The organism is Pseudomonas sp. 3MA1 (assembly GCF_029237275.1).
In the GTDB taxonomy this organism is placed as follows: Bacteria; Pseudomonadota; Gammaproteobacteria; order Pseudomonadales; family Pseudomonadaceae; genus Aquipseudomonas; species Aquipseudomonas fluorescens_AP.
Genome location: NZ_JAACFX010000016.1, coordinates 1 through 22,646 on the forward strand (window position 1 = coordinate 1; position 22,646 = coordinate 22,646).

At 64.7% G+C, this 22,646-nt stretch carries 18 protein-coding genes and 1 pseudogene; 8 read left to right on the plus strand and 11 right to left on the minus strand.

What is annotated here, in order from left to right:
* The first annotated feature begins 669 nt into the window (after positions 1-669).
* Entirely contained in the window at positions 670-942 is a 273-nt protein-coding gene (locus tag GWQ44_RS28355) for a hypothetical protein (protein WP_275928837.1), read from the plus strand.
* Between the two features lie 187 nt (positions 943-1,129).
* Here GWQ44_RS28355 and msrA read toward each other — a convergent pair whose 3' ends face one another.
* The 7 genes and pseudogenes from msrA to GWQ44_RS28390 all read right to left on the minus strand — a co-directional run bounded on the left by msrA (position 1,130) and on the right by GWQ44_RS28390 (position 9,659).
* On the minus strand, positions 1,130-1,579 hold the full coding sequence (msrA, locus tag GWQ44_RS28360) for a peptide-methionine (S)-S-oxide reductase MsrA (protein WP_016963033.1): 450 nt from the start codon (positions 1,577-1,579) through the stop codon (positions 1,130-1,132).
* Positions 1,576-2,631 (minus strand): glycine betaine ABC transporter substrate-binding protein, encoded by a 1,056-nt coding sequence (locus tag GWQ44_RS28365; RefSeq protein ID WP_275928838.1) that lies wholly within the window; start codon positions 2,629-2,631, stop codon positions 1,576-1,578. Before GWQ44_RS28365 ends, msrA begins: the two co-directional genes overlap by 4 nt.
* Positions 2,628-4,701 (minus strand): annotated as a pseudogene (locus GWQ44_RS28370) (ATP-binding cassette domain-containing protein). Before GWQ44_RS28370 ends, GWQ44_RS28365 begins: the two are co-directional and overlap by 4 nt.
* Before the next feature lie 114 nt (positions 4,702-4,815).
* Positions 4,816-5,784, minus strand: a complete 969-nt coding sequence (locus GWQ44_RS28375) for an aliphatic sulfonate ABC transporter substrate-binding protein (protein ID WP_103740675.1) — start codon at positions 5,782-5,784, stop codon at positions 4,816-4,818.
* A gap of 109 nt (positions 5,785-5,893) precedes the next feature.
* Positions 5,894-6,448: a hypothetical protein gene (locus GWQ44_RS28380; RefSeq protein WP_047303873.1), complete on the minus strand. Its 555-nt coding sequence runs from the start codon at positions 6,446-6,448 to the stop codon at positions 5,894-5,896.
* Between the two features lie 270 nt (positions 6,449-6,718).
* Positions 6,719-7,996 carry a Zn-dependent hydrolase gene (locus GWQ44_RS28385; protein WP_275928839.1) on the minus strand — a complete coding sequence of 426 codons (1,278 nt, stop codon included), beginning with the start codon at positions 7,994-7,996 and terminating at the stop codon, positions 6,719-6,721.
* Between the two features lie 172 nt (positions 7,997-8,168).
* Complete coding sequence (locus GWQ44_RS28390; protein ID WP_275928840.1) at positions 8,169-9,659, minus strand: NCS1 family nucleobase:cation symporter-1; 1,491 nt, start codon at positions 9,657-9,659, stop codon at positions 8,169-8,171.
* A gap of 621 nt (positions 9,660-10,280) precedes the next feature.
* Between GWQ44_RS28390 and hydA the strand changes: the two genes are divergently transcribed.
* From hydA to preA, 3 genes are all read left to right on the plus strand, one after another.
* Positions 10,281-11,720, plus strand: coding sequence for a dihydropyrimidinase (hydA, locus tag GWQ44_RS28395; protein ID WP_275928841.1), 1,440 nt, complete (start codon positions 10,281-10,283; stop codon positions 11,718-11,720).
* Between the two features lie 154 nt (positions 11,721-11,874).
* Positions 11,875-13,242: an NAD(P)-dependent oxidoreductase gene (locus GWQ44_RS28400; protein ID WP_275928842.1), complete on the plus strand. Its 1,368-nt coding sequence runs from the start codon at positions 11,875-11,877 to the stop codon at positions 13,240-13,242.
* Entirely contained in the window at positions 13,243-14,529 is a 1,287-nt protein-coding gene (gene preA / locus GWQ44_RS28405) for an NAD-dependent dihydropyrimidine dehydrogenase subunit PreA (protein WP_275928843.1), read from the plus strand.
* A 61-nt stretch (positions 14,530-14,590) separates the two neighbouring features.
* Here preA and GWQ44_RS28410 read toward each other — a convergent pair whose 3' ends face one another.
* On the minus strand, positions 14,591-15,211 hold the full coding sequence (locus tag GWQ44_RS28410; RefSeq protein WP_016963023.1) for a TetR/AcrR family transcriptional regulator: 621 nt from the start codon (positions 15,209-15,211) through the stop codon (positions 14,591-14,593).
* 264 nt (positions 15,212-15,475) lie between these two features.
* On the opposite strand from GWQ44_RS28410, the gene GWQ44_RS28415 reads away from it, so the two are divergent.
* From GWQ44_RS28415 to copD, 3 genes are read left to right on the plus strand one after another with little or no spacing between them, the layout of a single operon-like run.
* Positions 15,476-15,910 carry a GNAT family N-acetyltransferase gene (locus GWQ44_RS28415; RefSeq protein ID WP_275928844.1) on the plus strand — a complete coding sequence of 145 codons (435 nt, stop codon included), beginning with the start codon at positions 15,476-15,478 and terminating at the stop codon, positions 15,908-15,910.
* 32 nt (positions 15,911-15,942) lie between these two features.
* Positions 15,943-16,311, plus strand: a complete 369-nt coding sequence (gene copC, locus GWQ44_RS28420) for a copper homeostasis periplasmic binding protein CopC (protein WP_016963021.1) — start codon at positions 15,943-15,945, stop codon at positions 16,309-16,311.
* A 3-nt stretch (positions 16,312-16,314) separates the two neighbouring features.
* Entirely contained in the window at positions 16,315-17,190 is an 876-nt protein-coding gene (gene copD / locus GWQ44_RS28425) for a copper homeostasis membrane protein CopD (protein WP_275928845.1), read from the plus strand.
* Between the two features lie 153 nt (positions 17,191-17,343).
* On the opposite strand, the gene GWQ44_RS28430 is transcribed toward copD, so the two are convergent.
* Together GWQ44_RS28430 and GWQ44_RS28435 are read right to left on the minus strand one after the other, a co-directional pair.
* Positions 17,344-18,474 carry an HlyD family secretion protein gene (locus GWQ44_RS28430; RefSeq protein ID WP_103740664.1) on the minus strand — a complete coding sequence of 377 codons (1,131 nt, stop codon included), beginning with the start codon at positions 18,472-18,474 and terminating at the stop codon, positions 17,344-17,346.
* Entirely contained in the window at positions 18,471-20,126 is a 1,656-nt protein-coding gene (locus GWQ44_RS28435; RefSeq protein ID WP_016963018.1) for an MFS transporter, read from the minus strand. Before GWQ44_RS28435 ends, GWQ44_RS28430 begins: the two co-directional genes overlap by 4 nt.
* Before the next feature lie 214 nt (positions 20,127-20,340).
* Between GWQ44_RS28435 and dapF the strand changes: the two genes are divergently transcribed.
* A complete protein-coding gene (dapF, locus tag GWQ44_RS28440) occupies positions 20,341-21,135 on the plus strand; it encodes a diaminopimelate epimerase (protein WP_275928846.1) in 795 nt (264 codons plus the stop codon).
* 6 nt (positions 21,136-21,141) lie between these two features.
* Here the strand turns inward: dapF and GWQ44_RS28445 are convergent, their stop codons facing one another.
* Entirely contained in the window at positions 21,142-22,626 is a 1,485-nt protein-coding gene (locus tag GWQ44_RS28445; RefSeq protein ID WP_275928847.1) for a DASS family sodium-coupled anion symporter, read from the minus strand.
* Between the last annotated feature and the right edge of the window lie 20 nt (positions 22,627-22,646).

Consider the following 22,646-nt stretch of genomic DNA (forward strand, 5'->3'; position numbering starts at 1 on the left):
AAGGTCCATAGGGTTCAGCTCTCGCCACGGCATGGTCAGATCCTCGGAATCGACCCTGCCAGTTAAAAACTGTTACCTATGTGCTTGAACTGGTTTGTTACCTATGTGGGTGAGTCATACCGGCAAGACTTTTTGCTTACTTTTGTGGCGTTTGACAAAAGTGAGTCGCCGTAAGGGCGAAACCCTAAGTGGCCATGACCGCAGCAACGGATATGTACCCCGTCCCTCGCCATAAAGGCGAAACCTCCAGCGGCCGTTACCGCAGCAACGAATATGCACCCCGTCAACCTCGCCACAAAGAAAAAACCGCCAGCCGCCACACCCGCAGCAACGGATATACCCCCCAACAAAACCAGCCACCAACACCACGAAACAAGCGCTCAAACATCTCCCCAACCACCCTGTTGCAGCGCTATGACGTCGCTCCTATAGTCCCCCCTCGCAACCCAATCCGCGAACGACCTTGGCCGGTCGAATATAGGAACGCATCGACTATCAAACCATCATTGCAGTCGCTTTTTGCGCCAGCGATCGAGGGACATGACGGTGATGCGCGGAACACCTTCTGGTGCACTGCTGTCCTGTCTCCGGCCAGTCTTTCCGCGTACTACCGCCCTACTCCTCCCAATCAGCGAAAAAGGTGAATGCTCTGAAAAAGGAGCCGTACCTATGACTGACCCTCACCTCCCCCGCTTCACCCCCATCGACACCCACGACACCGAACACCCGGTGTTCTACCTCGATACCCAAGCCCCCTTGAGCGACCTGGCCAGCAGCGCCGCCCACCGTTTCACCGTGGTCCGCGACCTGATGGACAGACTCTCCACCCTGGGGCTGAAAGACATCAGCGATTGCGACCTGACCCACATCACCCGTGGTGTGCATCTGCTCACACGAGAAGGCTGCGCGGTGCTGGAAGTGATTCAGTGGCGGGTCGCGTAGGAATTCTGTTCGCGGACCTGTGGCGAGGGAGCTTGCTCCCGCTTGGGCCTCAACCGCGTGCATCAGGGTTTGGGGCCGCTGCGCAGCCCAGCGGGAGCAAGCTCCCTCGCCACAAAGAGCAACTTGCATACAGATAACTGAGACTCAAGCTCCAAGCTCCAAGCTTGCGGCTTGCGGCTTGCGGCTTTCAGATATGGCAACTGCTCAGGCCATTCTTCTCCAGGTAACGCTGGTGCGCTTCATCCGCCAGGTCGAAACGGCCCAGGGGCACGATCACCGTGGCCACGGGTTTGTTGAGGCGTCCGGAGTCTTGCAGGGCGGTCTTGGCCGCCCTCGCCTGTTCGGCCTGTTCGGCGTTGGTGTGGAAGATCGCCGAGCGATATTTCACCCCGCCATGCTCGCCCTGGCGATCCACCGAGGTGGGATCGTGCAGGCCCCAGAAGTGTTGGATCAGGGTCGAATACGCCAGCACCTGCGGGTCGAAATCCACCTGCACCACTTCAATTTGCACCGCCTCGTCCCCGGCTTCCACGGCGTAGCCGACGCGGCTGTCGATAACGCCCGGCAGCGCCCGGAACGCGGCTTCCGCGCCCCAGAAGCAGCCGGCGCCGAAAGTCGCCTGTTCAACTCCACTCATTGCGCCGCTCCCACTTTTTCACCGCTGGCACCCAGCCAGCCATCAACGATCTGCGGATGCGCCGCAACCCATTCCTTGGCCGCCTGCGCCGCCGGTTGCTGTTCCTTTTCGATCTTGAGAATCAGGTCGTTCAGGGCCTGAGGTTCGATGCTGAAGTTCTCCAGGAACGCGGCAATTCGCGGCGCGCGTTTTTGCAGGGCGCTGGACGCCAGGACATACACCCGGGCATCCGGGTAGGCGCAGGTGATCTTGCTCTTGCTCAGCCAGTCGGCATCCACCGTGGGGCTGATGAATTTCCAGCAGCCGTCGGCCTTGTACAGCGGGTCGCCCTTCTTGTTGTCCTGGGCGTAGCCGTCGAACGCCGGTTCATCCAGGCGGCGCAGGTCGAAGGCGGAGAAGATCCAGTCCGGGGTGTAGGCGTAGAACACCACGCCGCGCTGGGCCTTGTAGGCGGCGGCGAGCTTGGCGTAGGTCACCGAGGCTTCGGTGGACACCGATTCGAATTGATCGGCAAAGCCAAAATCCTTGGCCTTGATCTGGCCGATGTAGGTCGACTCCCAGCCCGCCGGGCCCACCAGCAGTTGCGCCTTGCCGCCGCCCAGGGGTTCGAAGAGTTTCGCCACTTCAGGCTTTTGCAGGTCGTAGACCGACTTCACGCCGTATTTGTCTTGCAGGTAGCCGGGGATGTAGAAGCCCTGAACCCCCAGGTACGGCTGCTTGTTGGGCACCAGCGAGCGGGTGCCGCCGGTGACGTATTTGGCCCAGGCGGCGGACTGGTTGGGCAGCCAGATATCGGTGAGCACGTCCACCGAGCCGTCGCCCTTGGCAGCGGCGGCGAACAGCACCGGCACGTCACCGGCCAGGTAGGAAACCTCGCCGTCGAGGCGGCTCTTGATCACTTCACCAAGGATGTTCTGGATGGCGATGGCGCCGGTCCAGTTCTGCTCGCCAATGACGATCTTGTCCTTGGCCAGCACCGGCAGGGACAACCCCAACAACAGCGCGGCGGCGCCAAGGGTACGGGTAAACGACTTGTTCAAGGGACACCTCATGCTTTTTGCAATGTGCGATCCCGCTGGCGCAGGGTCGCTTGAATGATGCGGTCGGGAATCAGCGCGCAGAACACGATCGCGGCGCCGGCCAGCACGCCCTCGCCGCCCTTGATGTTGCGCAGCGCGGTCATCACGTCGTAGCCCAGGCCGCCGGCGCCGATCAGCGCCGCCACCACCACCATCGACAGGCTCATCACCAGGGTCTGGTTGATCCCCAGCAGCAAGGAGCCCGCGGCCAGGGGCAGTTCGACCTTGGTCAGGATCTGCCACGGCGTGGCGCCGTGGGCCAGGGCGGCTTCGACGGCGGTCTTGGGCACTTCCTGAATCCCCAGGGCGGTGAGGCGGATCATCGGCGCCAGGGCGAAGATCACCGTGGCGATCACCGCCGGGGTCTTGCCCACCGAGAAGAACGCCACCGCCGGGATCAGGTACACGAAGGTCGGCAGGGTCTGCATCACGTCCAACAGCGGAGTAATGAGGCGCCGGGCCAGGGCGCGCTTGGCCAGGAGGATGCCGGCCGGTACGCCGATCAACAGCGAGATCAGCACCGAGGAGCCCACCAGGGCCAGAGTGGCGATGGTCCGTTCCCAGAAACCGAACAGGCCGATGTAGAGCAGGGCCGCGGCGCTGGTCAGGGCCAGGGGCGGCACCGGCGCTGCGCCAGGCCAGCAGCACCAGGGCCAGGGCCGGCACCGGCCAGGGCAGCCAGCCCAGCAGGCTTTCGGTGCTGTCGATCACCGTGCGCACGGCGACTATCACGCCGACGAAGGTGCTTTCGAACGTCACCTGGGACCAGGCAATCAGTTGGTCGATGGCCGCAGCGGTGCCCAGCAGCACTTGGCGGTCGGCGGGAAATTGCAGCCAGGGGCCCGAGGCATCGGCGGCCAGAACCCGCCACAGCACCAGGGCCTGGGACAACAGCAACACCAGCCACGGCAGGCGCCAGTCGGAACGCCCAAGGCGGCTGGGGCGGCGGGCCAGGGTCAGGCTCAACAGGCGGCTGAGCAGCAAGCCGATGAGTGCCAAGCCGGCCCAGGCGAAACTGGCCGTGGCCAGCCCTTGCCCCAAGGCCGCGGCCGCGCCCAGTTCCAGGGCGAAGCCCAGCCAGTACAGGCCACCGCGACCGCTGGCGGCCAGGGCGGCGGGGCCCAGCAGCAGGGCCTGGGCAAAGGACAGTCCGGGGCTGACCGGCGCCGGGGTCGTCGCGCTCTTGCGCGGGGCAATCGTCGCCACCGGCGTGGCGCTGCGGGCGCCGTGTTCCTGGAAGAAGTCCGCCACTTCGGCATCCGCCGGCTGCTTCAGCAATTCCTCGGGCGTGCCAACCTGAATCAGCTGGCCGTGGCGCAGCACGGCAATGCGGTCCGCCAGGCGCAGGGCTTCGGCCGGGTCGTGGGTCACCAGCAAGGTGCTGATGCCGCGCTCGCGCACCACCTGCAGAAAGTGGCTTTGCAGGTCGCGGCGAATGGTCGGGTCCAGAGCGCTGAAGGGTTCGTCCATCAGCAGGATGTCCGGCTCGCTGACCAGGGCCCGGGCCAGGCCGACCCGCTGCTGCATGCCGCCGGACAGCTCATGGGGATAGTGGTCGCCCCAGCCTTCCAGGCCCATGGCTTGCAATTGCACGTCGGCCGCGGCATGGCGCAGGGCTTCGGGTTCGCCGCGCAGCTCCAGGGGCAAGGCGACGTTGTCGCGCACGCTGCGATGGGGCAGCAGACCGAAGTGCTGGAAGACCATGCCGATGCGCCGCGAACGCAGGGTGCGCAGTTCCTGGGCCGACAGCTGGCTGATGGCCGAACCGTCGATCAGCACTTCGCCGCTGCTGGGCTCGATCAACCGGTTGATATGCCGCAGCAAGGTGGACTTGCCGCTGCCGGAGGTGCCCATCAGGCACAGCACTTCGCCACGGCGCACCTTGAGGCTGACCTGCTCAACCGCTGGCGGCGCGGACTGGCCACGGCGGCGGGCGTAGTGCTTGGTCAGGTGGCGTAATTCCAGCACCACGTCGGCGTTATCCGCGGGCGGGCTGACGGAGGCTGGGACGGCAAAGGCCTCTTGGGGGTGAACGGCAGACACGGGAACTCCTGACGCCGGGCGCGGGATGGCGTAACCGGCGGTGAACAAGAAAAAAGGGGGGGACCTGTTCGCCGGCAAGCCGGCTCCTACAGGCGAAAGCGATCTAACGGCCTACTACAAGGATTTGGGGCTCCACAACTGCACCGCCCGGGCATCCACCGGCTTGGGCAACAGCTTTTCCTGGTAGAAGGCATCGGCGATTTTCTGCTGCTCGCCCAAAGCGTCCGGCTTGACTGCTTCGACCTTGTAGGTACGGCGGCTGTTGGCCAGCTCCACCGTCGGCACGTCCAGGTTGCCCCACAGCGGGCCCAGCAGTTTGGCCGCCTCGGCCGGGTGCGCCTTGACCCAGGCGCCGGTCTTCTGCAGCTCGGCGAACACTTGCTGCAGCACCTCGGGATGGGCCTTGGCGTAGTCGTTGGACGCCAGGTAGTAACGGCGATAACTGGCCAGCCCCTGGCCGTCGTGCAGCACCCGCGCGCCCTGCTGGCGCTGGGCGCTGGCGACAAAGGGTTCCCAGGTGACCCAGGCATCGACCTTGGCGGTTTCCAGCGCCGCGCGGCCATCGGCCGGGGTCAGGTACACCGGCTGGATATCGGCGAAGCTCAAGCCCGCTTCGCGCAAGGCGGCGATCAGCAGGTAATGGCTACCAGCAGCCTTGGTTACGGCGATGCGCTTGCCCTTGAGGTCGGCCAGGGATTTGAGCGGCGAATCCTTGGGAATGACGATGGACTGAGCGGCGGGCGACGGGGTTTCAGTGGCGAAATAGGTGAGCTTGGCCCCGGCGGCCTGGGCGAAGACCGGCACCGTGTCGGCGACATCGGCGCTGATATCGACATTGCCCACGTTCAGCGATTCCGCCAAAGGCAGGCCACTGGTGAACTCGTGCCAGGTGATGTTGACGCCCTGCCCCGCCAGCTGTTTTTCCAGGGTGCCCTGGGCCTTGAGCAGCGCCAGCAGGGTCGAGGATTTCTGATAGCCGATGCGCAGGTCGGTATCGGCCTGGGCATTGAGGGCCATGCCCAGCGCCAGACCGGCCAGGGCGGTGATCGACAAGCTACGACGCAAAGCAAAGGGCAGGCGCATGGGGGCAAACCTTCTGGGAGACAGGAAAGTCGCTAAAAGCTAATCGATCTAATAAATCGAAAATAAATACTTTTTAGGAATTAGCTTAGGTTCGTGCGGTTGAGCGGTGTTAACGGCCGCAGGGCACCGATCCACCGAACTTCGACTGCCGCATACAGAAGTAGCTGTGCTTCTTCAAGGTGACCGGGGCTGCCGCACAGGGCAGCAGGGCCTGATTGACCTCGATCGACAAGCGCTCGCCCTGCAGCTCACGAGCGTCCAGGTGGATGCGACAGCTGTTCGCCAATTGACGGGATGGATAGCCAATAGGGCTGATGACCCGGTTATCCATCTTCAACACCAGGGGGTTCTCTGCCGATGAAGTGCAAGTCACCAGGCCCGGGTGACTGGCACGGATTTCCACGGAGTCGTCATCACTGAGCGAGGCGGAAAACAAGGGAACCAGAAACAGCGAGACCAGTTGGTGAGGAGTGCTGGACTGCACACTCACATAGAGCGGCTCGGCCCCGCAGGCCAGCTTGAACGAAGTGCCCTGGTCATAGTTGCCGGTGCTGGCATCCTGCCAACCGCCGAGGCTGTCGGCCTTCCAATCGTGGCCCCATTTGTAATCGATACAACCGCCCAGGCTCAGAGCCAGGGCCAGACAGAGCACCATCCTGTGCATATTCGGCATCCCATGGGAAAAGTTCGCCAGTGTACGCCAGGCAAAGCACCTCACGCGGCCCCATGCAGGAGCTGGCTTGCCAGCGAAGACGTCGGCATGGGCGGTGCACGTCTGGCGGGCCCCTTCGCCGGCAAGCCGGCTCCTACGGAAATGGCGGTGTGGGCGGGTTCGTGAAAACACCGCAGGCCCACGGTAGGAGCTGGCTTGCCAGCGAAGGCGTCGCCATGGGCGGCGCACATCTGGCGGGCCCCTTCGCCGGCAAGCCGGCTCCTACGCCTGGCGCTGGGCGACGGCCTGGGAGGCGGCGAGCATGGCGCGCAGCAGCACGGCGCAACCGGCGGCGAGGTCGTCGGGGTCGGCGTTTTCGATTTCGTTGTGGCTGATGCCGCCTTCGCAGGGCACGAAGATCATCCCCGCCGGGCCCAGCTCGGCGACGAAGATCGCGTCGTGCCCGGCGCCGCTGACGATGTCCATGTGGGACAGGCCCAGCCCCTGCGCCGCACCACGCACGGCTTCGACACAGACGGGGTCGAAGTACAGCGGCGGGAAGTCCGCGGTGGGGGTCAGTTCGTAGCTCAGGCCGTGTTCTTCGCAGGTGTTGTCGATCACCTGGCGCACTTCGGCAATCATCGAATCCAGGCGCGCCGGCTCCAAGTGGCGGAAGTCCAGGGTCATGCGCACCTCCCCCGGAATCACGTTGCGCGAGCCCGGGTAGGCTTGCAGGCAGCCAACGGTGCCGCAGGCGTGGGGCTGGTGGCCGAGGGCCGCGCGGTTGACCGCCGCGACCACGGCGGCGGCGCCCACCAGGGCATCCTTGCGCAGGTGCATCGGGGTCGGGCCGGCGTGGGCTTCGACCCCCCGCAGCTTGAGGTCGAACCATTTCTGCCCCAGAGCGCCGAGCACCACGCCTATGGTCTTGCGCTCGTCTTCCAGGATCGGGCCTTGCTCGATGTGCGCCTCAAAATAGGCGCCCACCGGATGCCCGCTGACCGGGCGCGTGCCGGCGTAGCCGATGGCGTTCAGCGCCTCACCGACGCTGACGCCGTCGACGTCGGTCTTGGCCAGGGTGTCTTCCAGGGTGAATTTCTCGGCGAACACCCCGGACCCCATCATGCACGGCGGGAAACGCGAGCCTTCTTCGTTGGTCCACACCACCACTTCCAGGGGCGCTTCGGTTTCCAGCTTGAGGTCATTGAGGGTGCGCAGCACTTCCAGCCCGGCCAATACGCCGAAGCAGCCGTCGAACTTGCCGCCGGTGGGCTGGGTGTCGATATGGCTGCCGGTCATCACCGGTGGCAGGTGCGGATTGCGTCCGGGGCGGCGGGCGAAAATATTGCCGATGCCGTCCACGGTGACGGTGCAACCGGCCTCCTCGCACCACTTCACGAACAGGTCGCGGGCCTGGCGGTCGAGGTCGGTCAGGGCCAGGCGGCAGACCCCGCCCTTGACCGTGGCGCCGAGCTGGGCCAGCGCCATGAGCGACTGCCACAGGCGGTCGCGGTTGATGTGCCGATGGCTGGATTGCAGAACCTCGACGGCAGCGTTCATGGTGATCTCCTCAGGCTTTTTCTGGTTGTGGTTGACGGGATCGGGCGCGTCTTGAGTGGCGCGGTTTTCGGTGTCCCTGTAGGAGCGAGCTTGCTCGCGATTGGCCGGCAGACGTTACGCAATCCGCAGAGAGGCAGCGTTGTCTGTGCCTTTATCGCGAGCAAGCTCGCTCCTACAGAGTCGGTGTCTTGGCGGTCGCCACCTGGGGGCTGCGCCAGGTGCACAGGCCGTAGTAGATCAAGCCGCCCAGGGCCGAGCCGGTGAACCAGCCGTAGCTGTAGAACCAGTTGAAGGCGCTGCTGCCCAGGGACATCAGGGTCAGGGCCACCGGCACGCCGAAGGCGATGAAGCCGTGCCAGTTCCACGCCGGGTAGACGTCGTCGCGGTACAGGCCGGCCAGGTCCAGGCGCTGCTGCTTGATGATGAAGTAGTCCACCACCATGATCCCGGCAATCGGCCCCAGCAGGCTGGAGTAGCCCAGCAGCCAGTTGGAATACACGGTCTCCAGGCTGACGTCGGAAATCAGCAGGCCAAGCTTTTTCAGCAATTCGTGGCCCATCAGCGCCAGCCCCACCAGGCCGGTGAGAATCACCGCGGTGGTGCGGCCGATCAGCTTGGGCGCCAGGTTCTGGAAGTCGTTGGTGGGCGAGACGATGTTGGCCGCGGTGTTGGTGGACAAGGTGGCGATGATGATCAGCGCCATGGACAGGGCCACCCAGCCCGGGCTCTGGATATGGCCGATCAGGCTGACCGGATCGGAGACAGTGACGCCCACCAGTTTCACCGAGGCGGCGGTCATCACCACCCCCAGGGCGGCGAACAGGAACATGGTCAGCGGCAGGCCGAAGATCTGCCCGAGGATCTGGTCCTTCTGGCTTCTGGCGTAGCGGCTAAAGTCGGGAATGTTCAACGACAGGGTGGCCCAGAAACCCACCATCGCCGTGAGTCCGGCCATGAAGTAGCCAGTGACGCTGGCGCCCTCGGGACGCTTGGGCGGGATCGCCAACAGCTCGGTCAGCGACACGCTGGGCAAGGCCCACACCAGCAGGCCGATGCCCACCGCCACCAGCAGCGGCGCGGACAGGGTTTCCAGCCACTTGATCGACTCGGCGCCGCGCAGCACCACCCACAGGTTGAGGGTCCAGAAGATCATGAAGCCGATCACCTCGCCGGTGCCGCCCAGGGCCTTCCAGCCCTCGAAGATCGAGCCCAGGAACAGGTGGATCGCCAGCCCGCCGAACATGGTCTGGATGCCGAACCAGCCGCAGGCCACCAGGGCGCGGATCAGGCACGGCACGTTGGAGCCGATGATGCCAAACGAGGAGCGCAGCAGCACCGGGAACGGAATGCCGTACTTGGTGCCGGCAAAGGCGTTGAGGGTCAGGGGAATCAGCACCACGATATTGGCCAGCAGGATCGCCAGCAGCGCCTCGCCGACGCTGAGGCCGAAGTAGGCGGTGAGCACCCCGCCCAGGGTGTAGGTGGGCACGCAGATCGACATGCCGATCCACAGCGCGGTGATGTGCCATTTGTTCCAGGTGCGTTCCTGGACCTGGGTCGGTGCGATGTCGTGGTTGTAACGGGGGCTGTCGAGTACGTCGCTGCCGGCGTCCAGCTCGTACAAGCCTTCGCGCTCGGTCACCTGGGATCTGATCTGTTGCATGGCCGCTCCACTGTTGTTCTGATTATTTTGCTCATCAGGCCGGCGCACCCAGAAACAGCGCGCCGGACGATGGCCGGAGAACTGACGACTTCCACCCTCCTGGCCAGCGATCTGCGGCGGCACTCAATAAAGGTGCCAACTACTGCCGGATACGCGCCTGCACAGTGTGCGGAATCCATGTAAACAACTGATGTGATTCAGTTTTATTCAATCAACTTTGTAGCCCCAGGTTAGTTGCGCATTCACTCAGGCCGGATGTTTGGCAAGTTGTCCGCTCGGTCAGGACCCAAAGCAGTGCACGGTTATTTTCTTAGTTGTCTTCTGGTCTTCGCAGCGCCTCCTCAAGCAGCTGATTTGACATAGGAAATCTCGACCATTTTTCGATCCTGTCAAGTGCGTCAAAATGGGGATGATATGCACCATTTTGCGGATTTTGATTTTTATTCTTTTAATTTCAACAACTTATAATGAATATATGCTTATAAAAAATATTCTTGCTGTTTCTTTGAACTGCGGCTAGCTTCTAATCCTGACACCGCTGACAGGATTATTAAGTTGTCAGCGCGTTCAATAAAAAAGTTAGAACCGACAACAGTCGGTCATGCCTGCGAGGAACTCGGAATGTCTCTGTTGATCCGTGGCGCCACCGTTATTACCCATGATGAAAGTTATAAAGCCGATGTGCTCTGCGCAGAGGGTCTGATTCGCGCCATCGGCAACAATCTGGATATTCCCGCCGGCTGTGAAGTGCTCGATGGCAGCGGCCAATACTTGATGCCCGGCGGCATCGACCCCCATACCCACATGCAACTGCCCTTCATGGGCACCGTGGCCAGCGAAGACTTCTTCAGCGGCACCGCGGCGGGCCTGGCGGGGGGCACCACTTCGATCATCGACTTCGTGATTCCCAACCCCCAGCAGTCGTTGCTGGAGGCCTTCCACCAGTGGCGCGGCTGGGCCGAGAAATCCGCCAGCGACTACGGTTTCCACGTGGCCATCACCTGGTGGAGCGAGCAGGTACGCGAGGAAATGGCCGAGCTGGTGCAGCACCACGGCATCAACAGTTTCAAGCACTTCATGGCCTACAAGAACGCCATCATGGCCGCCGACGACACCCTGGTGGCCAGCTTCGAGCGCTGTCTGGAACTGGGCGCGGTGCCCACGGTGCACGCGGAAAACGGCGAGCTGGTCTATCACCTGCAACGCAAGCTGCTGGCCCAGGGCATCACCGGGCCGGAAGCCCACCCGCTGTCGCGGCCCTCGCAAGTGGAAGGCGAAGCCGCCAGCCGGGCGATCCGCATCGCCGAAACCCTGGGCACACCGCTGTACCTGGTGCACGTCTCGACCCAAGAGGCGCTGGACGAAATCACCTACGCCCGTAGCAAGGGCCAGCCGGTCTACGGTGAAGTGTTGGCCGGCCACCTGCTGCTGGACGACAGCGTGTACCGCGACCCGGACTGGCAGACCGCCGCCGGCTACGTGATGAGCCCACCCTTCCGCCCCCGCGGCCACCAGGAAGCGCTGTGGCGCGGCCTGCAATCGGGCAACCTGCACACCACCGCCACCGACCACTGCTGCTTCTGCGCCGAACAGAAAGCCGCCGGCCGCGATGATTTCAGCAAGATCCCCAACGGCACCGCCGGCATCGAGGACCGCATGGCGGTGCTGTGGGATGAAGGAGTGAATAGCGGGCGCCTGTCGATGCAGGAGTTCGTCGCCCTGACCTCCACCCACACCGCGAAGATCTTCAACCTCTACCCGCGCAAGGGCGCGATCCGCGTCGGCGCCGATGCCGACCTGGTGCTCTGGGACCCGCAAGGCACGCGGACCATCTCCGCCAAGACCCACCACCAGCAGGTGGACTTCAACATCTTCGAAGGCAAGACCGTGCGCGGCGTACCCAGCCACACCATCAGCCAGGGCAAGCTGGTGTGGGCCGACGGCGACCTGCGGGCCGAACGCGGCGCCGGGCGCTACATCGAACGCCCGGCCTACCCGGCGGTGTTCGACCTGTTGAGCAAGCGCGCCGAGCGGCACAAGCCGACGGCGGTTAAACGCTGAGACCGGGGGCGTTGCCCCCTATCGCGAGCAAGCTCGCTCCTACATAAAAAACACGACCCTGTAGGAGCGAGCTTGCTCGCGATCCGGACGCCCTCGCCCGCTTGTAAACATGCCCGTCAGAGGCAGCCGCTAAAAAAACCGTGAGGCCAAAACCGTGATCAAGACCTTGAACCACTTGCCCCACCCGACCCTGGACGGCGCCACCCTGGCCGGCCATTTCAGCGATCTGGCGCCACCGCTCAACACCCGCCAGGCCCATCTGGAAGCCTCGCGCTGCCTGTATTGCTACGACGCGCCCTGCGTCAACGCCTGCCCCAGCGAGATCGACATTCCTTCGTTCATCCGCAATATCCACACCGACAACGTCCAGGGCGCGGCGCAGAAGATTCTCTCGGCCAATATCCTCGGCGGCAGTTGCGCAAGGGTCTGCCCCACCGAGATCCTCTGCCAGCAGGCCTGCGTGCGCAACAACGCCCAGGAGTGCGCACCGGTGCTGATCGGCCTGCTGCAACGCTATGCCCTGGACAACGCGCACTTCACCGAGCACCCGTTCCAGCGCGCCGCGCCCAGCGGCAAGCGCATCGCCGTGGTCGGCGCCGGCCCGGCGGGTTTGTCCTGCGCCCACCGCTGCGCCCTGCACGGCCATGAAGTGGTGATTTTCGAAGCCCGGGAAAAAGCCGGCGGCCTCAACGAATACGGGATTGCCAAGTACAAGCTGGTGGATGACTTCGCCCAGCAGGAGCTGGAGTTCCTGCTGGGGATTGGCGGCATCGAGATCCGCCATGGGCACAAACTCGGCGCCAACCTGAGCCTGACCGAGCTGCACCAGCAGTTCGACGCGGTGTTCCTCGGCCTCGGGCTGGCCGCCAGCAAGCAACTGGGGCTGGAGCATGAAGACGCCCCCGGGCTGCTGGCCGCCACCGACTACATCCGCGAACTGCGCCAGGCCGACGACCTCAGCCAGTTGCCCCTGGCCGACCGCTGCATCGTCCTCGGTGCCGGCAACACCGCCATCGACATGGCGGTGCAGATGGCGCGCCTGGGTGCCAGTGACGTCAATCTGGTGTACCGCCGAGGCAGCGAGGACATGGGCGCCACCGCGCACGAGCAAGACATCGCCAAGGCCAATCAGGTGCGCCTGCTGACCTGGGCCGCACCGCAAGAAGTGCTGCTGGATGACCAGGGCCGGGTGCGCGGCATGCGCTTTGTTCGCACCCGAATGCTGGAGGGACGTTTGCAGAACACCGGCGAAACCTTCGAACTGGCCGCCGACGCGATCTTCAAGGCTATCGGCCAGTCGTTCGACGGCAGCGCCCTGGCCGATCCACTGGCTCGAGAACTGCAGCGGTGCGGCGAGCGGATCCAGGTCGACGAACAGCTGCGCACCAGCATTCCCGGGGTCTATGCCGGGGGCGACTGCGTCAGCCTCGGCCAGGACCTGACCGTGCAGGCGGTGCAACACGGCAAGCTGGCCGCAGAAGCCATGCATGCCCGACTGATGCTCAACCAGGAGGCTGCATAAATGGCCGATCTGTCGATTGTCTTCGCCGGTATCAAAGCCCCCAACCCGTTCTGGCTGGCCTCCGCGCCGCCCACCGACAAGGCCTACAACGTGGTCCGCGCGTTCGAGGCCGGCTGGGGTGGCGTGGTCTGGAAAACCCTGGGTGAGGACCCGGCGGCGGTCAACGTCTCGTCGCGTTATTCGGCGCATTACGGACCGAACCGCGAAGTGATGGGCATCAACAATATCGAGCTGATCACCGACCGTTCCCTGGAGATCAACCTCAAGGAAATCACCCAGGTGAAGAAGGACTGGCCGGACCGCGCCTTGATCGTGTCGCTGATGGTGCCCTGCGTCGAAGAGTCGTGGAAAGCCATCCTGCCCCTGGTGGAAGCCACCGGTTGCGACGGCATCGAACTGAACTTCGGCTGCCCCCACGGCATGCCGGAACGGGGCATGGGCGCGGCGGTGGGCCAAGTGCCGGAATACGTCGAACAGGTGACTCGCTGGTGCAAGACCTACTGCTCGCTGCCGGTGATCGTCAAGCTGACGCCGAACATCACCGACATCCGCATGGCCGCCCGCGCCGCCCATCGTGGCGGGGCCGACGCGGTGTCGCTGATCAACACCATCAACTCCATCACCAGCGTCGACCTGGAACGCATGGTGGCCCAGCCGATGGTGGGCCACCAGAGCACCCACGGCGGTTATTGCGGCTCGGCGGTCAAGCCGATTGCCCTGAACATGGTGGCCGAGATTGCCCGTGACCCGCAGACCCGCGGCCTGCCGATCTGCGGCATTGGCGGCATCGGCAGCTGGCGCGACGCGGCCGAATTCGTCGCCCTGGGCTGCGGCGCGGTGCAGGTGTGCACCGCGGCGATGCTGCATGGCTTTCGCATCGTCGACGAGATGAAGGACGGCCTGTCGCGGTGGATGGACAGCCAGGGCTACCACAGCCTGCAGGACTTCTCCGGGCGCGCGGTGGGCAACACCACCGACTGGAAGTACCTGGACATCAACTACCAGGTGATCGCCAGGATCGACCAGCAGGCGTGCATTGGCTGCGGCCGTTGCCATATCGCCTGCGAAGACACCTCGCACCAGGCGATTGCCAGCCTCAGGCAGGCCGACGGCAGCCACAAATACGAAGTGATCGACGACGAGTGCGTGGGCTGCAACCTGTGCCAGATCACCTGCCCGGTGCAGGACTGCATCGAAATGGTGCCCCAGGACACCGGCAAGCCGTTCCTCGACTGGCTGCACGATCCGCGCAATCCCTACAGAGAAGCAGCTGCAAGCGGCAAGTAGTAACGGCAGCTACAAGCGGCAAGCCTGGCCCACTTGCCGCTTGTAGCTTGCCGCTGCCCTTCTAGGGTTCGAGGCCAATGCCCCGCAGGATGACGCTGGTGACAGTCTGCACCGCGCGTTCGAATTGCAAATCCGACAGCGGCTGGTGGTCGTTGAGGATCATCACTTGATGATCGAAGTCGGCGTAATGCTGGGTCGAGGCCCAGATCATGTACAGCAGGCTGGAAGGCTCCACCGGCAGGATCCGCCCGTCCTCGACCCATTGGCGGATCTTGGCTTCCTTCATCTTCGCCCAGTCGTACAGGCTGGCATCCAGCGCCTCGCCCAGGGTCGGCGCGCCATGGATGATTTCGTTGGCCCAGACCTTGGAGCCGTAGGGCCGGCTGCGCGAGTGCTGCATCTTGGCGCGGATGTAGCTGCTGAGCACCACCCGCGGGTCGTCGAACATCTCGAAACACAGGGCGTCCTGCTTCCACACATCCAGCAGGTCCAGGAGCACGGCGCTGTACAGCTCGTTCTTGGTGCTGAAGTAGTAATGCAGGTTGGAACGCGGCAGTTGCACTTCTTCGGCGATGTCGGCCATGGCGGTGCCGGCGTAGCCTTTTTCGGCGAAGATTTTCTCCGCCGCCAGGAGAATTTTTTCCACGTTGCTGCGACGAATCTCGATCTTGTGATTGCCCATGAGGGCTCCTACGGAAACAGTCTGCGGCAAGACTAGCATCCGCCCGCTCACTGCGGGGAGCTGTCAAGCCCGCGACAGGGCGGCCCTGCATTGACCTTTCGCCGCCCGACCTTATTGGGTAGGATCGGCCTCCCGCTCATTTGCAGCAGTCACTGCGGTGCTCCGTCCAGGCGTTAATTCGCGACACGGGCATACAGGTCGCTGCCCGAATGCCGGCCCTGCCCCACCGCCGGCCATCTGTCCTGTTACCGATGGAACACACTCATGACGATTCGCCCTCGCGTCGCTGCGGACGACGCCTTGCTGACCGCGCTCTGGGAGCGTTCGGTCCGCGCCACCCATGACTTTATTGCCGAAGACGATATCCAGCGCCTGTACCCGCTGGTACGCGACAGCTACCTGCCGGCCCTTGAAACCTGGGTCTGGGACAACCCCGACGCCAGCCCCGGCGGTTTTATCGCCACCAGCGACGACACCGTACAGATGCTGTTCATCGAACCGGCCCAACGGGGCCAGGGCATCGGTCGAAAACTTCTGGATCACGTGCGCCGTCCGGGCCTGAAGGTCGACGTCAACGAACAGAACCCAAAGGCTCATGGCTTCTACCGTCACTACGGTTTCGTCGACTGCGGCCGCTCGGAAACCGATGGCGAAGGCCGGCCGTTTCCGATCATCCACATGCAATTGCAGGATCGTTGAGCCCCTGCTCTCTTTATTAAAGGTAATCCTCGATGTCACTGAAAAACCTCTTCACCACCACCGCCCTGCTCGCCTCGCTGCTGGGCGCCTCCTCGGTATTTGCCCACGCCCACCTGAAAAGCTCGACGCCGGCGGCCGACAGCAACGTGACCGCGCCCAACGAACTGCGCCTGGTGTTCAGCGAAGGCGTGGAAGCGGCCTTCACCCAGGTCAAGATCAGCAAGGACGGCACGCCCCTCGAAGTGAAAAGCCTGGCCACCGAAGGCGCGGACAAGAAAACCCTGATCGTCATCCCGGCCGCCACGCCGCTGCGCGCTGGCGAGTACAAGGTGGAGTGGCATGCGGTGTCGGTGGACACCCACAAGAGCGAAGGCAGCTACAGCTTCAAGGTGAGCCCGTAAGCCATGGCGACATGGCTGGTGCTGTGCCGCTTCGTGCACTTTGCGGTGGTCCTGACCCTGGTCGGGGCCTGGGTGTTTCGCCCGCTGTTGCTGGGCCGTGATGCCGCGCAAAACGGCCATGGCGTCGTGCGCCAGCAACTCGATCGGCTCAGCCGCTGGCTGGCGCTGATCGGCCTTTGCAGTGGCCTGTGCTGGTTGCTGCTGATCAGCGCCAGCATGGCCGGCTCCTGGCCGGCGGCGCTGGACCCTGCAACCGTGCAATTGGTGCTGGGCAAGACCTTCTTCGGCCAGGTCTGGACCTGGCACCTGCTGCTCAACCTCCTGTTGCTGGGCCTGCTGCTGACTCCCCTGGGCCGGCGCCTGCCGCTGCAACTGGGGCTGGGCGCCCTGCTCCTGGCCACCCTGGCGCCGGTGGGCCATGGCGCCATGCTCGATGGGTTGGCGGGGCAGATGCTGATCCTCAATCAGGTCGTTCACCTGAGCTGCGTGGGCATCTGGCTTGGCGGTTTGCTGGTGTTGCTGCTGGTGTTGCGCCAACCACCGCAGGCCTTTGTGGAACCGCTGTTGCGGCGTTTCAGCGGTGTGGGGTACGGCTTGGTCGCGGGGTTGCTGGCAAGCGGCCTGATCAATGTGCGGGTGCTCACCGGGCAATGGTGGCCGACGCCCTTGTTCAGCGGCTTTGCCCTGATCCTGCTGATCAAGGTGCTGCTGGTGGCGGGAATGCTCGCGCTGGCCCTGTTCAACCGCCTGCGGATTCGCGGCTGCGACCAGCGCCTCACCAGCCTGCGCAACAGCGTGCAGCTGGAATGGTTGCTGGGCGTCGCCGCAGTGGCCGCCGTCTCGCTGCTGGGCACCTTGCCGCCGATGCAGGCGGCATAGCCTCCCTGTAGCCGCTGCCGCAGGCTGCGAAAAGGTCCTCAGGACCTTCAGCGATCTCAAGGCCGCCCTAGTCTTGAGCGCCACCCTTGGCGTCTGCTGCGCAGCCGGTCGCAGCCTGCGGCAGCGGCTACAGAGAATCCGCGGCAAGCGGGTTCAAGGGGTGACGGAGGTGTCGATGCTGACCACCACCGACAACCCCGGCCGCAGGCGTTCAAGCTCTGGCTGGTCCGGGTCGACGCTGATCCGCACCGGCACGCGCTGGGCAATCTTGACGAAGTTGCCGGTGGCGTTGTCGGCCTGCAACAAGGCGAATTCGGAACCGGTGGCCGGGGAAATCCGCTGCACCTTGCCGCTGAATGTGCGGTGATTCAGGGCATCCACGGTAAAACTCACCGGCTGCCCGACCCGCACATTGTCCATCTGGGTTTCCTTCATATTGGCAATCACCCACAGCTGGTTCGGCACCAGGGCCATCAGTTGCGCGCCGGAGTTGACGTAGGCCCCCAGGCGCACACCGATCTGCCCCAGCTGGCCGTCGCGGGGCGCGAGGATGCGGGTGTTGGACAGGTCGATGCGCGCCAGCTCCACCGCGGCTTCGGCGCTGGCCACCGCCGCTTCCAGGGAGCCGCGGTTGACGATCACCGTCTGCAGGTCCTGGCGGGCGATGTCCAGTTGCGCCTGGGCCTGGGCCACGGCGGCGACAGTCTGGGCATTGGCCGCGCGGGTCACGTCCAGCTCGCGCTGGGACACCGAACCGTCGGCGATCAGCGCCTGGTTGCGTTGCAGGTCGGCCGCGCTCTTGCGCGCCTGGGCCTGGCTGTCGGCCAGGGCAGCCTGGCGCAGCTTGATGGTGGCTTCGGCGCTGTTGCGCTGCTGCAAGGCATTGGCCAGGGCGGCCTTCTGCACCGCCAGTTGCGCCAGGGACTGGTCCAGGCGCTGCTGGTAGATACGGTCGTCGAGGCGCACCAGCAGGTCGCCGGCCTTGACCTGTTGGAAGTCCTGCACCGGCACCTCGAACACGTAACCACTGAGCTGCGGGCCGATGATGGTCACTTGCCCGCGCACCAGGGCGTTCTCGGTGCTTTCGATGGCGCTGGAAAACGGCGGCAGCTGCCAGGCGTAGAGCACGATTAGCACGCCGACGATGGCGATGGCGGCAAAGCCCAGGGACGAGAGGATGCGCACCGCCAGCGGTCGCGGCTCGGTCGCCGGAATACTCGGCGGACCGTTGGGCTCGGGAGTCGAGGCGATGGCGTTGGTGGTGGGGTTGACGGTTTCGCTCATGAACTTGGGGCACCACTTTGTTGAACGGGAGCCGCGGGCGCGACCGCTCGGGTCGTGCTCATCAGCCACAGGCTGCGGATGAAGATCCAGAGCATGGTGAGCACGGCGATCACCGCGATCAGCATGAATACATCGTTATAGGCCAGCACGTTGGCCTCGCGGGTGGCCGCAGTGGCCAGGCTGCGAATGCCTTGCAGGGTGCGCAGGTCCGGGTCGGCAATCACCTTGCCGTAGGCCGCGCCGCCGCTCTGCACCCGGGCCAGGACCTGGGGATCGAGCAGGGTCAGTTGCTCGACGATATGGCTGGAATGGTACTTCTCACGCACGATCTGGAAGGTCCCGAGCAAGGCCGAGCCGATCAGCCCGCCGAGGTTCTGGCAGATGCCGAACAGCACCGAAAAGCTCACCAGGTTGCGCGGGTTGGTCAGCACATTGCGGGTGCCCAGGACCATGGTCGGGCCGAGAAAGAAGGTGCCGCCAAAGGCCAGGAGGAACTGGCTGAGGTACATGTTGGCCGGGCGCGTGAGGTTGCTGGAGAAACTGTCCATCACCGAGCCCACGGCCATCAGCGCCAGGGAAATGACCAGCGGCATCAACAGGTGCGCCGGGTTGATGGTCAGGGCGCTGGTGGCCAGCCCGGCGATGCTGCCCAGCAGCATCACCCCGTAAAGCAGGCGCATCTGCTGGCTGCTCATGTTCAGTGCCTGGAGAAACCCTACGGCGCCGGTGGACTGTTCCGACAGCACCATGCGAATCAGGATCACCGCCAGGGCCAGGCGGATCATCGCCCCGCTGCCCAGCCAGCGGGTCATCAGCATCGGGTTGCTGCGGTTATGCTCGATGCACAGCCCGGCCAGGATCAGCACGATGGAAGCGGCACTGGCGTAGCCGATCCACGGCGCCTCCAGCCACCAGTCGATGCGCCCCAACGACAGCACCGCGCACAACAGGGCAACGCCTGTGGCCAGCAGGGCGAAGGTCAGGAAGTCGAGTTTCTCGAAGGTCCGGAAGCGGTCCCCCGGCGGCAGCTTGAGCAGGAACACGCAGCCCAGGGAGGTCAGCGCCAGGCCCAGTTCGAACAGGTACAGGCCGCGCCATTCGGCGATCTGCAGCAGGTCCTCGGAAAACAACCGGGCCAGGGGCAAGGCCAGCTGCGAGGTGCCCAGCCCCAGCACCAGGGCCTTGAGCCGCCATTTCGCCGGGAAGGCCTGGACCATGTAGTACAGGCCCAGGGAACTCAGCGCGGCGCCGACCATGCCATGGGCCGCGCGCACGGCGATCGCCGAGCTCAGGTCGTTGACGAACAGGTGGCCGAAGGTCACCAGGGCGTAAAGCACCAGGAACACTTCGGTGAAGGCGCGCAGGCCGAACTGCTGGCGAAACTTCACCAGCAGCAGGTTCATCGACACGTTGGTCATCACGTAGGCGGCCGGCAGCCAGGCCATTTCCGCGGTGGTCGCCCCCAATGCCCCTTGCAGGTACGGCAGGTTGGCGATCACCAGCGAGTTGCCCAGGCCGCCGGTGATCGCCACCAGCAAGCCCACCAGGGCATAGGCCAGGCGCTTGTGGCTGGGGTGCAGCGGTGTCGAGGGCGAACCGGGCAAGCTGGGCTTTTCGTGGGGCTGCCAGTGGCGCGGGGCGTAATGATCCATGCCGTGACCTTGTGCTGTGCCGGCCGCTGTTGCTGCGGTCGACGATGTTCGCGGTGCTCCGGCAGTGTGCCGGAAAATCCCGCCGTCCAGGCAATGCCCGGGCATGCAGGATGAATTTTATTTTAAGGCGCTGGCGCCGGTGGCTTTTTTTCGCAATCCTGCGTTCGCTGGTGGTCGTTGAACCGGCTGCCTGCCCTCGCCTATCGGAGCCCGAATGCCCCTGAACTTTGTGAAGATGCACGCCAATGGCGACGACTTCGTGCTGATCGATGCCCGTGGCCGCGACAACCCGATCACTGCCGAACGGGCCCGGGCCCTGGGCGATCGCCGACGCGGCATTGGTTTCAATCAGTTGGTGGTGCTCGGCGATTGCCACGAGAGTGCGGCGCAACTGACCTTCTTCAACGCCGATGGTTCCAGCCTGAACACCTGCGGCAGCGCCACCCGCGGCGCCGCCGACCTGCTGATGCAGGAAAGCGCCGCCACCTCGGTGCAGCTGACAACCGCCCGCGGCCTGCAACACTGCCTGCGCCTTGCGGATCAGTCGGTGTCCGTGGAAATGGGCCTGCCGTCATTCGACTGGCAGGCCATTCCCCTGGCCCGCGAGCTGGACAGCCTGCACCTGCCACTGCCGGGGGAACCGGCGGCGTGCAGCATGGGCAACCCCCATTGCAGTTTTTTCGTCGACGATCTGGGGCAACTGGACATTGCCGCGCTGGGCCCAAGGATCGAGAGCGACCCGCTGTTTCCGCTCAAGACCAATGTGCACTTCATCCAGGTGATCGACCGCCAGACCATCCGCCTGCGCATCTGGGAGCGCCATGGCGCCATCCCCCTGGGTTCCGGGTCCTGTTCCTGCGCGGCGGCGGTCAATGGCATCCGTCGCGGCTTGCTCGACAGCCCGGTGCGGGTGCTGTGCGACGGCGGGCCGGTGACGGTGAGCTGGGACGGCCAGGGCAAGGTGCGCCTGGCCGGCAGCGTGACCCGGGTGTTCAGCGGGTCACTGTGAAGGGCTCTACATCCAGCCCAGCCATTTCCACCAGGTCATGGCGAACACCAGCATCAGCAGGTAGCCGATCAGCGTCACCAGCAGCCCGACCTTGGCGAACTGCCGGGCGTTGAAGGTCTCGGTGCCCAGGCAGACCATGTTCTGCGGCGCGTTGATCGGCAGGATGAAACCGTAGCTGACGACAAAGCCCAGGAGCATGGTCATGCCCAGCCGGCTGAACTCGCCCGGCAAGGTTTGCAGCACGGCGATCAGGATCGGCAGCAGCGCCGAGGTCAGGGCGGTGGCGCTGGCGAACCCCAGGTGAATGAGGATCAGGAACGCCGCGAGAATCGCGAACACCGCCAAAGGCCCGACCTGGTCCAGGCCGGTGTGGGCCACCACCTGCCCGCCCAGCCATTGCCCGGCCTGGGTGCTGAGCAGCGCCGAACCGAGGCTGATGCCGACCCCGAAGACGATCACCGTGCCCCAGGGAATGCGCGACTGCACGTCCTTCCAGGTCATGATGCCGACCCGTGGCAGCAGCAGGATCACCAGCCCGGCGTAGGTGGTGGTCGTGGTGTCGAAGGGGTGCAGCTTGCCTTCGGTGGACCAGGCCAGGAGCAGCAGCAGCGACACCGCCAGCAGGCGCTTCTGCGGCCCGCTCATGGGGCCGATGTCCGCCAGGGACTGGGCCACCGCTTGCTTGCCGCCGGGGATGCTGTCGGTTTCCGGCGGCAGCAGTTTCAGCACCAGCCACAGCAGCACCAGGGACATGATCAGCGCCCAGGGCACGCCGGCGATCAGCCAGTCGAGCCAGGCCACGCGCTGGCCGAGCATCTTGTCCATGAAGCCCACGGTCAGCAGGTTCTGCGCCGCGGCGGTCTGGATCCCGACGTTCCAGATGCTGGTGCCCTGGGCCACGACGATCATCAGCCCGGCGGCGATGTTCGAGCGCTTGTCGACGCCGAAGGCGGCAATCACCCCCATCATGATCGGCACCACGCAGGCACTGCGCGCCGTGGCGCTGGGCACCAGCAGGCTGAGGAGGATGGTCACGGCAATGGCGCCGATGAGGATGCGCCGGGTGCTGGTGCCGACCCGGCTCAGGGTCACCAGGGCGATGCGCCGGTCGAGGCCGGTGTGGGTCATGGCGGCGGCGATGAACAAGGCACCGGCCACCAGGGCCAGGGCCGAGTTGGAGAACCCGGTGAGGGCCAGGCTGATGGCCGCCGAGCTGCCATAGAGCTGGGTCGGGTCCTGCAGGGTTGGCGCGGTGCCGATCAGGAACGCCATCAGCGCGGTGATCATGATCGCGCTGGCCTCGTAGGACACCGCTTCGCTGATCCACACCACCACGGCAAACGCCAGGATCGCCAGCATCCGCTGCCCCGCGACCGGCAGGTCGGCGGGCAGCGGCAGGAGCAGTACGGCGACCAGCGCCAGCACGCCGATCAACAGCCCGACGGGCAAGCGCGCCCGGGCCTCGGAGGTTTGAATGTCAGGGGGGGTCATGCGGGGTATTCCTTCTCCGG

Excerpts from the sequence above, each read along its gene's own strand:
- GWQ44_RS28355 (WP_275928837.1), top strand. The coding sequence starts at position 670 with ATGACTGACCCTCACCTCCCCCGCTTCACCCCCATCGACACCCACGAC.
- msrA (WP_016963033.1), bottom strand. The coding sequence starts at position 1,579 with ATGAGTGGAGTTGAACAGGCGACTTTCGGCGCCGGCTGCTTCTGGGGC.
- GWQ44_RS28365 (WP_275928838.1), bottom strand. The coding sequence starts at position 2,631 with ATGAGGTGTCCCTTGAACAAGTCGTTTACCCGTACCCTTGGCGCCGCC.
- GWQ44_RS28375 (WP_103740675.1), bottom strand. The coding sequence starts at position 5,784 with ATGCGCCTGCCCTTTGCTTTGCGTCGTAGCTTGTCGATCACCGCCCTG.
- GWQ44_RS28380 (WP_047303873.1), bottom strand. The coding sequence starts at position 6,448 with ATGCACAGGATGGTGCTCTGTCTGGCCCTGGCTCTGAGCCTGGGCGGT.
- GWQ44_RS28385 (WP_275928839.1), bottom strand. The coding sequence starts at position 7,996 with ATGAACGCTGCCGTCGAGGTTCTGCAATCCAGCCATCGGCACATCAAC.
- GWQ44_RS28390 (WP_275928840.1), bottom strand. The coding sequence starts at position 9,659 with ATGCAACAGATCAGATCCCAGGTGACCGAGCGCGAAGGCTTGTACGAG.
- hydA (WP_275928841.1), top strand. The coding sequence starts at position 10,281 with ATGTCTCTGTTGATCCGTGGCGCCACCGTTATTACCCATGATGAAAGT.
- preA (WP_275928843.1), top strand. The coding sequence starts at position 13,243 with ATGGCCGATCTGTCGATTGTCTTCGCCGGTATCAAAGCCCCCAACCCG.
- GWQ44_RS28410 (WP_016963023.1), bottom strand. The coding sequence starts at position 15,211 with ATGGGCAATCACAAGATCGAGATTCGTCGCAGCAACGTGGAAAAAATT.
- GWQ44_RS28415 (WP_275928844.1), top strand. The coding sequence starts at position 15,476 with ATGACGATTCGCCCTCGCGTCGCTGCGGACGACGCCTTGCTGACCGCG.
- copC (WP_016963021.1), top strand. The coding sequence starts at position 15,943 with ATGTCACTGAAAAACCTCTTCACCACCACCGCCCTGCTCGCCTCGCTG.
- copD (WP_275928845.1), top strand. The coding sequence starts at position 16,315 with ATGGCGACATGGCTGGTGCTGTGCCGCTTCGTGCACTTTGCGGTGGTC.
- GWQ44_RS28430 (WP_103740664.1), bottom strand. The coding sequence starts at position 18,474 with ATGAGCGAAACCGTCAACCCCACCACCAACGCCATCGCCTCGACTCCC.
- GWQ44_RS28435 (WP_016963018.1), bottom strand. The coding sequence starts at position 20,126 with ATGGATCATTACGCCCCGCGCCACTGGCAGCCCCACGAAAAGCCCAGC.
- dapF (WP_275928846.1), top strand. The coding sequence starts at position 20,341 with ATGCCCCTGAACTTTGTGAAGATGCACGCCAATGGCGACGACTTCGTG.
- GWQ44_RS28445 (WP_275928847.1), bottom strand. The coding sequence starts at position 22,626 with ATGACCCCCCCTGACATTCAAACCTCCGAGGCCCGGGCGCGCTTGCCC.